General features: G+C 67.9%; 8 protein-coding genes and 1 tRNA gene. 2 read left to right on the forward strand and 7 right to left on the reverse strand.

Going from position 1 to position 12,611, the window contains the following annotated elements; genetic code table 11:
- Nucleotides 1-34 precede the first annotated feature (34 nt).
- Both AC1REK_RS25430 and AC1REK_RS25435 read left to right on the forward strand, forming a co-directional pair.
- Nucleotides 35-712, forward strand: coding sequence for an alpha/beta hydrolase family protein (locus tag AC1REK_RS25430; RefSeq protein WP_492270083.1), 678 nt, complete (start codon nt 35-37; stop codon nt 710-712).
- A 281-nt stretch (nt 713-993) separates the two neighbouring features.
- Nucleotides 994-6,111, forward strand: coding sequence for a cadherin-like domain-containing protein (locus AC1REK_RS25435; RefSeq protein ID WP_492269929.1), 5,118 nt, complete (start codon nt 994-996; stop codon nt 6,109-6,111).
- Nucleotides 6,112-6,183: 72 nt separating this feature from the next.
- Here the strand turns inward: AC1REK_RS25435 and AC1REK_RS25440 are convergent, their stop codons facing one another.
- The 7 genes from AC1REK_RS25440 to blh form a co-directional block, all read right to left on the reverse strand.
- Nucleotides 6,184-7,503, reverse strand: a complete 1,320-nt coding sequence (locus AC1REK_RS25440; protein WP_492269930.1) for an HlyD family type I secretion periplasmic adaptor subunit — start codon at nt 7,501-7,503, stop codon at nt 6,184-6,186.
- On the reverse strand, nt 7,500-9,239 hold the full coding sequence (locus AC1REK_RS25445; RefSeq protein WP_492269931.1) for a type I secretion system permease/ATPase: 1,740 nt from the start codon (nt 9,237-9,239) through the stop codon (nt 7,500-7,502). The genes AC1REK_RS25440 and AC1REK_RS25445 overlap by 4 nt, the downstream gene beginning before the upstream one ends.
- 566 nt (nt 9,240-9,805) lie before the next feature.
- Nucleotides 9,806-9,882: transfer RNA gene (locus AC1REK_RS25450), tRNA-Arg, on the reverse strand.
- A gap of 223 nt (nt 9,883-10,105) precedes the next feature.
- Nucleotides 10,106-10,537 carry a DUF6691 family protein gene (locus AC1REK_RS25455; RefSeq protein ID WP_492269932.1) on the reverse strand — a complete coding sequence of 144 codons (432 nt, stop codon included), beginning with the start codon at nt 10,535-10,537 and terminating at the stop codon, nt 10,106-10,108.
- The gene (locus AC1REK_RS25460; RefSeq protein WP_492269933.1) at nt 10,534-10,944 is read right to left on the reverse strand and encodes a YeeE/YedE family protein; all 411 of its coding nucleotides are present in this window, start codon (nt 10,942-10,944) and stop codon (nt 10,534-10,536) included. Before AC1REK_RS25460 ends, AC1REK_RS25455 begins: the two co-directional genes overlap by 4 nt.
- Entirely contained in the window at nt 10,941-11,273 is a 333-nt protein-coding gene (gene bigR, locus AC1REK_RS25465; protein ID WP_327521683.1) for a sulfite-sensing transcriptional repressor BigR, read from the reverse strand. Before bigR ends, AC1REK_RS25460 begins: the two co-directional genes overlap by 4 nt.
- A 6-nt stretch (nt 11,274-11,279) precedes the next feature.
- Nucleotides 11,280-12,578 (reverse strand): bifunctional sulfur transferase/dioxygenase Blh, encoded by a 1,299-nt coding sequence (blh, locus tag AC1REK_RS25470; protein WP_492269934.1) that lies wholly within the window; start codon nt 12,576-12,578, stop codon nt 11,280-11,282.
- Nucleotides 12,579-12,611 lie beyond the last annotated feature (33 nt).

A 12,611-nucleotide genomic window follows, 5' to 3' on the forward strand; every position in this document is an offset into this window, starting at 1 on the left:
ACAGGAAGATGCAGATCGCCGGCTTGGCGCCAGCATGTTCATAGCCCACGCTGAAAGCAGGGGAAGCTCGATGTTCCTTTTCGACGGTCCGGACCAGGCGAGGATCACCATCCTGTTGGCGCATGGCGCCGGGGCGCCAATGGACTCGCCGGCCATGACGGCAGCGGCCAGGAGTTTGGCCGGTGCGGGTTTTCGCGTTGCGCGGTTTGAGTTCGACTATATGGCGGGCAGGCGGACGGGCACGGGCCGCGTGCCGCCCCCACGTGCCGAAAAGCTGAACCCGCAATACGCCGCGGCAGTCGATGCTCTCGGAGCGAAGGGGCCTCTCATCATAGGCGGCAAGTCGATGGGAGGCCGCGTCGCGAGCATGGTTGCCGACGAGCTCCTCACTGCTCGCCGGATCAGCGGCCTTCTATGCCTTGGCTATCCCTTCCATCCGCCCGGCAAGCCGGACCAGCCCAGAACCGGGCACCTCGCCGAGCTACAAACGCCGACCTTGATCGTTCAGGGAACGCGGGATGATTTCGGCAGCCGGGAGGAGGTTTCGACCTACAAGCTCTCTCCCCGGATCGACATTCTCTGGCTCGCGGACGGCAATCACGACCTGATCCCGCGAAAGAGCGTCTCCGGCTATTCGGCAGCCGACCATCTCAAGGCGATGGCTGAAGCCGTCTCGGCCTGGGCCGAACGCGTCACGACGCAGGGCGACTGACCTCGACTGCTGGGCGCAACGACACCGCATCGGCGTTGCTGACGGCGCGCGCCGATCGCACCGTTTCGGATCAATGCCCCTTGTTCCCCCGCCAGTTCGCTTGAAGCCGGGGTGCGGCCATCTCGCCGAAATCGCGAAGGGCTGAGGCGCGCTGCCCGCCCTACCTCTGCTGCGCCGGCAACTACCCCCAATGCCACTCCGCCGACCCGCCGATCCGTGCCATGCAGCAAGGGAGATCGATCCGCTCGGCGGGGCTAGCCCTGCGTACTTGGGGAGGCGACATGGCCACTCTCACCAGCTTCGATCTGAACGGCGCCGGCACCGGGCTCAACGAGAGCAGGACGTATCAGGAGGGGGCAGCCGCCATCCTGCTCGCCCCAAGCGTCACCCTCAGTGCGACCGGCAACTTCAACGGGCAGTCGCTGCGGCTTTCGGGCCTGCTCGCCGAGTCTCAGATCGGGTTTGCGAGCGGGGTCAGCCTCTCGGGCACGAGCCTGCGCGTCGGCGGGGTCACGGTCGGCTCCATCAGCGGCGGGACGAACGGCACCGACTTCGTGATCGCGTTCAACAGCAATGCGACGGCAAGCCGGGTTCAGACCGTGCTGCGCAACCTGACCTATGTCAGCACCAGCGATACGCCCACCGAAAGCCAGACGATCAGCTTCGATCTCGCCGGCACGGTCCGGACCGATGCGATCACCGTCGTTCCGGTCAATGATCGGCCACTCCTCGACCTGAACGGCGCCGCCTCGGGCACTGGCGCCTCGGCGAGCTTCCTCGAGAACCGTTCCGTCGCCGTCGCGCTGAATGCAACGCTGACCGACCCCGATACGAGCAACCTCGTCTCGCTCAGGGCGACGCTGCTCGCCCGTCCGGACGGCAACGCGGTCGAGCGGCTGAGCCTCGATGCGGCTGCCGCGAGCGCCGCGGCCGCGGCCGGGCTCCTGGTCTCGTACACCGCCTCCACCGGCGTGCTCAGCATCGATGGCAGCGCGTCCGCGGCGACCTATCAGGCCATCCTGCGCGGTATCCTCTACGAGAACGGCAGCGACCAGCCCGCCACCGCCGCCAGGACCGTCCGCATCCAGGCAAGCGATGGCAGTGCCACCAGCCTCACCCAGGATGCGAGCATCTCGATCGCGCGCGTCAACGATGCGCCTGTGCTGGACCTGAACGGTGCAGCCGCCGGAACCGGCGCGACGCTGGCCTATCGGACCGGCGACGCGCCGGCGAAGTTCGCCGCTCTGGCGAGCGTTGCCGACATCGACTCGGCGAATTTCGGCGGCGGCTCCTTGCGCGTCGCGCTCACGGCGAACGGCTCGGCGAGCGACCAGCTCCGGATCATCACCGATGCGACCGTGACGCTCAGCGGTACGACCGTGCGGGTCAACGGCACCAGCATCGGATCGGTATCCGGCGGAACGGGCGGCAGCGATCTCGTGATCAGCCTCAACACGAGCGCGACGCCCGCTGCCGTCCAGATTCTTGTCCAGCATATCGGCTTCTCGACGGGTACGGGCAGCCCGACCGCGCCACGCCAGGTAACCTTCACGCTCAACGACGGGGACGGCACTGCGAACGGAGGCGTCGCGGTGGCGAGCGCCATCGCCGCGGTCGAGCTCACGACCGGCCAGGGCAATGTCGCGCCGACGCTCACCGGCGACCTGCAGGCGACGATCGCCAATGGCAGCACCTACCAGTTCACCACCAGCGACTTCTTCTACACCGACCCCGACGACAATGCCGCCGGGATCACCTTCACGGTCAGCAATCTCGACAATGGCTATGTCCGCCGCAACGGCACGGCGGTGTCGAGCTTCACCGCGGAGGAACTCGCCGCCGGCCAGATCACTTTCTGGCATGACGGCACGGAGCCGGTCGGCAGCTTCAGGATCGCCGTCGAGGACGGCAACGAGGACGGATCGCCCCCGGTCGCGCAGACCTTCACCTTCAACATCACGACCGGCCAGGTCAACGCCCCACCCAGTCTGACGGGCGATCTTGGCGCGACCGTCACCAGCGGCGGCACCTATGTGCTGACCCAGGCCGATCTCTACTTCTCCGACGCGGATGACAGCGCGACGGGCGTCGCCTTTGCGGTTTCAGGCGTCGTAGGCGGCACGCTTTTGGTCAACGGGGTTGCCGCTACCGGCTTCACGCCGCAGCAGCTCACCGCCGGCCAGGTTTCGTTCCGCCATGACGGCACCTCGGCATCGCCGTCCTTCTCGGTTTCGGTGGAGGATGGCAACGAGGATGGCTCGGCGCCGGTCGCCCGGACCTTCCTGTTCGGCGTGACGGCAGTGCCGGTGAACACGCCGCCCAGCCTGACCGGCGACCTCGCCGCGAGCGTCGCCAGCGGCAGCACCTATGTGCTGACCCAGGCCGATCTCTACTATTCCGACGCGGACGACAGCGCGACCGGCGTCGCCTTCGCGGTCTCAGGCGTCACGGGCGGAACGCTCCTGGTCAATGGCAGCGCAGCGACCGGTTTCACCCCGCAGCAGCTGACCGCCGGACAGGTCTCGTTCCGGCATGACGGCACCTCGACAGCGCCGTCCTTCTCGGTCTCGGTGGAGGATGGCAACGAGGATGGCTCGGCGCCAATTGCCCGGGCCTTCCTGTTCAGCGTGACGACGGTGCCGGTGAACGCGCCGCCCAGCCTGACCGGCGACCTTCGCGCGAGCGTCGCCAGCGGCGGAACCTATGTGCTGACCCAGGTCGATCTCTACTATTCCGACACCGATGACAGCGCGACCGGCGTCGCCTTCACGGTCTCAGGCGTCACGGGCGGCACGCTGCTGGTCAACGGGGCCGCAGCGACGGGTTTTACGCCACAGCAGCTCACCGCCGGTCAGGTCGCTTTCCGGCATGACGGCACCTCGACAGCGCCGTCCTTCGCGGTCTCGGTGGAAGATGGCAACGAGGACGGCTCGGCGCCGGTGGCAAGGAGCTTCGTCCTCGACATCACGACAAGCGGAGGCAATATCGCGCCGACGCTGACCGGCGACCTCCAGGCGACCATCGCCAATGGCAGCACCTACCAGTTCACCACCAGCGACTTCTTCTATACCGACCCGGATGACGGTCCGACCGGCATCACCTTCACGGTCAGCAATCTCGACAATGGCTATGTCCGGCGGAACGGCACGGCGGTGTCGAGCTTCACCGCCGCCGAGCTTGCCGCCGGCCAGATCACCTTCTGGCATGACGGCACCGAGCCGGTCGGCAGCTTCGGGATCGCGGTCGAGGACGGCAATGAGGACGGCTCGACGCCGGTCGCGCAGACCTTCACCTTCAACATCACGACCGGTCAGGTGAATGCACCGCCGAGCCTGACGGGCGACCTTCGCGCGACGGTTGCGAGCGGCGGCACCTATGTGCTGACCCAGGCCGATCTCTACTACTCCGACGCGGACGACGCCGCGACGGGCGTCGCCTTCACGGTTTCAGGTGCCACCGGCGGCACGCTGCTGGTCAACGGGACGGCCGCTACCGGCTTCACGCCGCAGCAGCTCACCGCCGGACAGGTTTCGTTCCGGCATAACGGCACCTCGCCGACGCCGTCCTTCTCGGTCTCGGTCGAAGATGGAAATGAGGACGGCTCGGCGCCGGTGGCAAGGAGTTTCGTCCTCGATATCGCAGCAAGCGGGGGCAATGTCGCCCCGACCCTGACCGGCGATATGCAGGCGACGATCGCCAATGGCAGCACCTACCAGTTCACCACCAGCGACTTCTTCTACACCGATCCGGATGATGGCCCGACCGGCGTCACCTTCACGGTCAGCAATCTCGACAATGGCTATGTCCGGCGGAACGGCACGGCGGTGTCGAGTTTCACCGCCGCCGAGCTTGCCGCCGGCCAGATCACCTTCTGGCATGACGGCACCGAGCCCGTCGGCAGCTTCAGGATCGTGGTCGAGGACGGCAACGAGGATGGCTCGACACCGGTCGCGCAGACCTTCACATTCAACATCACGACCGGTCAGGTGAATGCACCGCCGAGCCTGACGGGCGACCTTCGCGCGACGGTTGCGAGCGGCGGCACCTATGTGCTGACCCAGGCGGATCTCTACTATTCCGACTCCGACGACAGCGCGACAGGCGTCGCCTTCACCGTCACAGGCGTCGTGGGCGGCACGCTTCTGGTCAATGGAGCTGCGGCCACGAGCTTCACGCCGCAGCAACTCACCGGCGGCCTGGTCTCCTTCCGGCACGACGGCACTGCGACGGCGCCGTCCTTCTCCGTCTCCGTGGAGGACGGCAACGAGGATGCCTCGACGCCGGTGGCGCGCAGCTTCGTCCTCGATGTCGCGAGCGGTGGCGGGTCCACGCTCGATCTTTCGGGTGCCGCGCGCGGCGTCAGGGTCGATCTCGGCGCCGGGCAATGGATGCTCGCCACGAAGGTGATGGCGCTCGGCGATTCCATCACCAATGGCGATGCGCCTCCCGGGCAGGACGAGCATGGCTATCGCGGCTTCTTCTACCAGAACCTGGTCGAGTCCGGCCGCCTCGTCGACATGGTCGGGCCCAACAGCAACGGCCAGGTGCCCGATCCCCAGCATGCCGGCTATCCCGGCGAAACCGGCGACGACATCCAGGCCCTGCTTCCCGGCCTTCTTTCCACCTATACGCCGAGCGCCATCCTGCTGATGGCCGGCACCAACGACATCTTCTACAAGAGCAACCCACAGATTCCGGTCCGGGCCGAAATCGCCGGCATGCTGGACCAAGTCGCCCAGGCGAGCCCGACCACCCATGTCTATGTCGCGACGCTGATCCCGCTCGCAGGCTACGACACGCAGGTCGCCAATGTGAACGCTGCGATCCGCAGCGCCGTCGCGGATGCGGTCGCGCGCGGCCAGAATGTCAGCCTCGTCGAGATGCCGAGCGTCACCCTGTCCGACCTGTTCGACGGTATCCACCCGACCGATACCGGCTATCGCGAAATGGCCGACTACTGGACGGCAGCCTTCCTGGCCGACCCGCCCGCTGCCGCCGCCGGCACGGCGATCGGTGCCGCGGTGACCACGGTTGTCGGATCGGCCAACAACGATCTTCTGATCGGCGATGCCCGGGCCAACGAGCTCTCGGGCGGCGCGGGTGCCGACTGGATCAGGGGCGAAGGCGGAAACGACACCCTGACGGGCGGCGCCGGCCGGGACAGCTTCGTCTTCGCGCCCGGCTTCGGCCAGGACACGATCCGGGACTTCGTCCGCGGCGAGGATATCCTCGACTTCCAGGCCTTCGCCTTGAACGTCACCGACTTCGCGTCCTGGCGTCAGACTCACATCGCCGCTTCAGGCGCCGACGCGATCGTGACCATCGAGCCCGGCCATAGCGTGACGCTCACCGGCGTCTCCGCCACCGCACTGCAGGCGAGCGACTTCCTGTTCGTCTGATGCGCCACGGCAGGGCGGCGTTCGGCGGGCAGATTTCGCCGAGCGCGGAGGTTCACTGCGCGCAGCCGCGGCTCACCTCTCCTTGAACGCTTTCGCGATCTGGTCGCGGAGCGGCTTCAGGATGTATTCGAGCGGGGTGCGGTCCTCGGTCCTGACGAAGACGTCGGCCTGCATGCCGGCACCGACACGATGCGGCGCAAGACGGGCGAGTTCCTCTGGGGCGACACCGACCCGGATCGTGTAGAAGGCGGCGCCGGTCTGCGGGTCGCGGCTGGTATCGGCCGAGATGCGCGAGACCTTCCCGCTGAGCTCCGGCGTGGTGCGCTGGTTGAAGGCGTGGACCTTGACCAGCGCGGCGCGCCCGAGGGCCAATTGGTCGATATCCGACGGCAGGATGCGGGCTTCGACCTCGAGCCCCTCCTCGACGGGGACGATCATCATCACCGGCTCGGCCGGGGTGATGACGCCACCCACGGTATGGACTGCCAGCTGATGCACGAAACCGGCGCTTGGCGATCTGATCTCGATGCGCTTCAACTGATCCTCGGCCGCGACGCGGCGCTCGACCAGCTCCGCACTGCGCGCCTGGATCTCGCGCAGCTCCTTCATCACCTCCTCGCGCAGCGCATCCTCGATCTGGATGATCTGGAGCTGCGTCTCGCCGATCCGGCTTTCGGCCTGGGCGACCGCGGCCAGCAATTGCCCTTTCTGGCCCTCGAGGTTTGCAGCCTCCCGCTCCAGCACCGCCTTGCGGCTCAAGGAGACGAGGTTCTTCTCGTAGAGCCCCCTGACGCCGAGAAGCTCCTCCTCGATCAGGATCGCCTGGCGATCCCTCGCCTCCTGCTGGGCCCGGTGACCGGCGATCAGATCCTGGAGCTGGCTGACGCGCTTGATGAGCTGTGCCTTCTGTCCTTCGCGCGACGAGCGCCGCGCCTCGAACAGGGCCTGCTCGGCCGCGACGAGCTCGGCGATCTCCGGCTCAGGCAGCCGGCCGGCCAGTTCCGCCGCGACGACGATCGCCTCGCGGCGGTCACGTTCGGCCTGGAGCCGGCCACGACGCGCCGCGAACTCGTCGAGCTGCTTGGTGATGACCTGGAGGTTGGCGCGGGTGACGGTGTCGTCGAGCCGGATCAGGACGGCGCCCTGCTCGACACGCGCACCCTCGCGGACCAGGAGCTCGCCGACGACACCTCCGGTCGGGTGCTGCACCTTCCTGACATTGCCGTCGACCACGAACTGGCCGGTCGTGACGACCGCGCCGGAGAGCGTGGTCGCGACGGCCCAGACGCCGACCGTCCCGGCGAAGAGGGCGATGCTGGCGCCGCCGATCACGGATAGACGCCGGAGCGCCTGCCGGAAGTCGGATCTGTCCTGTCCGGTGGGGTTCGTCATGACGCCACCGTCTGCCGTTGCACGCTGGCCAGGCCGCCCTGCTTCAGAACCCGCTGGAGGATTTCCTCCCGCGGGCCGAAGGCCTGGATACGGCCCTCCGCGATCAGCGCGATCTGGTCGACCCCGGCGATCGCGGTCGGACGATGGGTCACGACGATCACGATCCCGCCGCGAGCACGAATGCCTCTGACGGCCATGGTCAGCGCTTCGTCGCCGTCATGGTCGAGGTTCGAATTGGGCTCGTCGAGCACGACCAGGAAGGGATCGCCGAACAGCGCCCGCGCCAGGGCGATCCGCTGGCGCTGGCCGCCCGAGAGGATCGAGCCGCCCTCGCCGATGCGGGTGTCGTAGCCATTCTCGAACTTCAGGATCAGCTCATGCGCACCGGCGGCGCGCGCCGCCGCGACGATCGCCTCGTCCGAGGCGTCGGCCTGGAAGCGGGCGATGTTCTCGGCGACGGTGCCGTCGAAGAGCTCGATGTCCTGCGGCAGATAGCCGATATGCTGCCCGAGCTCGCTTTGGTTCCACTGGTCGAGCTCGGCCCCATCCAGCCGAACCGTGCCCTTGAGCGGTCGCCAGACCCCGACCAAAGCGCGCACCAGGGTCGATTTCCCGGATGCGCTCGGGCCGATGATGCCGAGGCCCTGGCCGGCCGCGAGCTTCAGCGAAGTACTTTGCAGGATCGGTGCCTGCTGGCCGGGCGCCGCGACCAGCAAGCCCTCCGCCGCGAGCTCGCGCCGCGGCTGCGGCAGGGCCGTACGCTCACGCATGGCGAGAGCGGGAGCATCCAGCATCTGCCTGAGGCGCCTCAGACCCTCGCGCGCCCCAACGAAGCCCTTCCAGTGCGCGACCGCGATCTCGATCGGGGCCAAAGCGCGCGCGGTCAGGATCGAGGCGGCGATCATCGCTCCGCCCGAGATCTCGCCGCGGATCGCGAGATAGGCGCCGAGGCCGAGCACGGCCGATTGCAGGATCATGCGGAAGATTTTCGCGAAGGCGCCGAGCCCGCCGATCGCGTCCGCTCCCGCGAGCCAATCGCCGATATGGCGCCGGCTGACCTCCCGCCATCGGCGCTCGAAGGCGGCCCCCATGCCCATCGCGGCGAGGGCCTCGGCATTGCGTCGGCTCGCCTCGGCGATCATCTGCCGGCCCAGGCCGCTGGCCTGCTGCGCTGCGGCGGTCAGCCTGCTCCTGCGCTCCGCCAGCGCCGTCAGCCCGAGGATGACGGCGCCCCCGGCAACGGCGAGCCAGCCGAGCCAGGGATGCAGCAGAAAGCAACCGGCAAAGAAGAGCGGCATCCACGGCATGTCGAACAGGGCCGTCGGCCCCAGCGAGGCGAGGAAGGCACGGACCTGGTCGAGATCGCGGATCGGCTGCAGCGCCTGCTCCGGCCGGCAGCCGAGCAGAGGCATGCGCTGTGCCGCCGCAAAGGCGGATGGCGAGACCTGCTCGTCGAAGCGGGCGCCGATCCGCGAGAGCATCCTGACCCGGATCGCGTCGAGGACGCCCTGCAGGGCATAGGCGGCGAGCAGCAGCAGGGAGAGGCCGATCAGGGTCGGCACGCTGCGCGAGGTCAGGACCCGGTCATAGAGCTGGAGCATATAGAAGGAGCCCGACAGCATCAGGAGATTGATGCAGCCGGAAAACACCCCGACCGTCGCAAGGGCGTCGCGGCAGGAGGACAGGGCGGCCGCCACGACCGAGAGCCCCGGCGCGGGAGAAGCTGGATGCGTCATCAAGGGCACTCCAAGCACTCTCGACGAAGACAGGCACAACAGCGAAGCCGTAGTGCCTCATTTGGCTCCCGCCATCGCAGCGGATTCCCGCCGACGCAGCCGGAGCGCCATCACCGCCCCTCCGGCGGCTCGTGGACATGCGTATCTCCGAGACCGTCGGCAACGGCATGACGATGCATCGCGCTGCTGTTGCCGCACCTGCGGTCTCAGCCCAGTAAAGCGCCCCGGCATCGGCGCCATCAATGTCGCAGAAGAAGTAACCCGCCGTACCGGCTGCCGATTACGTGCCCCGCCATCGGCGCCCGAATCCAGACCGAGGCGTGATAATCCCGGTTTGACGCCCTGGTTGCACCGTTGACGTCGATCAGCCTCCGGGTGCTCGCGCCGGTGGTGGGATCGATCGCTGCGTTGGCTGCTCACCCAGCCATGGCGGGCGGTGCGGGGACGCGGTAATCGCGCCGGATGAATCCGCAGCCGCAGGAATGTCCTAGCGCAGCTACCCAGCGCGATGCCTAGGTAAGGCTTTCAGTTGAAAGCTCTACAAGTAGTTGAATTTTTAGATGAAATGGCGCGCCCGAAAGGATTCGAACCTCTGACCCTCAGATTCGTAGTCTGATGCTCTATCCAGCTGAGCTACGGGCGCGTGGCAACGGAACGGAGCGGCAGAAGCCGCGTTCGGCTGACGGATGTCGAATTAGCGAGTCGGGCCGCGCTTGGCAACCCCATTCTCGCGACTTTCTTTGCCGATTGATTTTCGGCGGCGCCGGGAGCTCTCTGGCTAGTCCGCCCATCGACCGGCCAAAGCGGTGCCAGCGGGTGCGTAGCCGGCCGAAGCCAAATTGCGGGATCGGCGCTGGCCCTTCTTCTCAGCCCGGCCCGCGCAGCCAGACGCGGTCATGCAGCGTCATGCCGGCGAGCATGGCTATGACGAAGAGCACGACCGGGGCGAGCCCGAGCGAGAGCGAGGCCAGTGCCGGCCCGGGGCAGAAGCCGGCCATGCCCCAGCCGATCCCGAAGATCGCCGAACCCAGCAGAAGCCGTCGATCGATGGGCGATGTCGCCGGCAGATGGAAGCCCTCGTCGAAGGCGGGGCGCCGCAGGCGCTTCAGCACGGCCATGCCGGCGAGGGCGACCGTGACCGCGCCGCCGAGCACGAAAGCGAGGCTCGGATCCCAGGCCCCGAAGATGTCGAGGAAGCCGCGCACCCGGGCAGGGTCGAGCATGCCCGACATGGCGAGGCCAAGCCCGAAGACGGTGCCCGCCGCGAGGGCTGTGACGACCTGTGCGAATCGGTTCATGCCGCGACGAGCCTCATCAGGGTGACGGTGGCTATACCCGCGAACAGGAAGACCACGACCGCGACGGCCGAGCGCGGCGAGAATCGGGCGAGGCCGATAATGCCGTGGCCGCTCGTGCAGCCCGAGCCCATCCTCGTCCCGAAGCCGACCAGGAGCCCGGCCAGCGCGATCACCGGCAGCGAGGCGGTGATCGTCACTGGCGGCCATTGCCCGGCGGCGAGCCGGTAGAGCGGCGGCCCGAGCAGGAGCCCGGCGACGAAGGCGGCATTGGTCGCTGCCTGCGTGCCGAGCGCAAGCCGCCCGAGAATGCCGCTGATCCCGGCGACGCGGCCGTTCAGGAGCAGGAGCATGACGGCCGAGAGGCCGATCAGCATGCCGCCTGCGAGCGATGACCAATAGGCCGTCATGCCGGCATCTCCTCATTGCAGAAAATCTCGTGCAGGGCCTCGACCAGCCGCGCTGCCTTTGCGGCGGTCAGCCGGTAGAAGACCTGCTTGGCGTCGCGGCGCGTCTCGACCAGTCCCGCCTCGCGCAGCACGGTCAGCTGCTGCGACAGCGTCGGCTGGCGGATGCCGAGCATCTCCTCGAGCTGGCCGACCGCGTATTCGCCTTCGACCAGGGTGCAGACCAGCATCAGCCGGTTGCGGTTGGCGAGGGTGCGCAAAAGCTCGGCGACCTCCTCGGCCCTGGCCGCGAGCTCGGCCCTGGTGTTCGGCTGTTCGGCTTGCATCGTCATCGCGTCTCAGCCCCAGACCGCGCCCGGCAGCGCATCGAGCGGGATCTTGAGATAGCGCCGGCCATTGCCCTCCGGTTCCGGCAGCCGGCCGCCATTGATGTTCACCTGAAGGGCGTGGAGAATCAGCTTCGGCATCGGCAGCGTCCTGTCGCGCGCCTGGCGCAGCGCGACGAAGGACGCTTCGTCCTGGCCGGCGACATGCGGGTTCGCCCGCTTCTGCTCGCCGACCGTGCTCTCCCAGCGCGCCGCCCGGCCGCCCGGGCGGTAATCATGGCCGGTGAACAGCCGCATCTCGTCGGGCAAGGCGAGGATGGCCTCGATCGAGGCCCAGAGCGCCCTCGCGCTGCCGCCGGGAAAATCCGCCCGCGCCGTGCCGGAATCCGGCATGAACAGCGTGTCATGGATGAACGCGGCATCGCCGATCAGATAGCTGACCGAGGCCAGGGTGTGGCCCGGCGAGAACAGCACGCTGACGTCGAGCGATCCCAGCTTGAAGCGCTCGCCCCCGGCAAAAACCCTGTCCCATTGCGAGGCGTCGGCCGGGAAATCCGGCCAGTTGTAGAAATCCTTCCAGAGACGCTGCACCGCGACGACCTCGGCGCCGATCGCCGTCGGCGCGCCGGTCTTCGCCTTCAGATAGGCGGCGGCGGAGAAATGGTCGGCATGTGGGTGCGTGTCGAGAATCCACTCGACCGTGAGGCCCTGCTTCTCGACATAGGCGAGGATGGCATCGGCGCTGGCGGTCGCGGTCGCGCCGGACTTCTCGTCGAAGTCGAGCACGGGGTCGATAATGGCGCAGCACGCGGTCGCAGGGTCGGTGACGACGTACTGGACGCTACCGCTGCGCGGCTCGTAGAAGCCCTTGACCTGCGGGCTGCGGCCGCTCTCGCGGTCGAGCCAGGCTTTTGCACCGGCAAGGTCGAAGCCGAAGCGCGCGCCGAAACCCGGAACCTCTTCGGCGTTCATCCGCCCATCCAGAACCTCGCCCAGCACATGCAGGGTCAGCGCCCGCGTGCCGCCCTTGCAATGCGCCAGCACCGGCCCCGGCGCCGCGGCGAGCGCCGCCTGGAAAGCCGCGACATCGGAGCGGGTAATGGTCGCCCCGGTCACCGGCACGAAGCTGTAGGCCATCCCGGCCTCGGCCGCAGCCTGCCTCTCCGCGGCCGAGCCCGGCTGGCCCGGCTCCTCGCCATCGGGACGGTCGTTGACGATCGCCTTGAAGCCCTGCGCCGCGAGGGGCTTGAAATCGGCGAGAGCAGGCTGGCCAGCGACCGAAAGCTTCTCCGAGATCTCGACGATTTTCATGGCGGGCCCTGTCGTTTGGATTTCAATATACAT

Source organism: Allobosea sp. GW823-FHT02B03 (genome assembly GCF_058797755.1).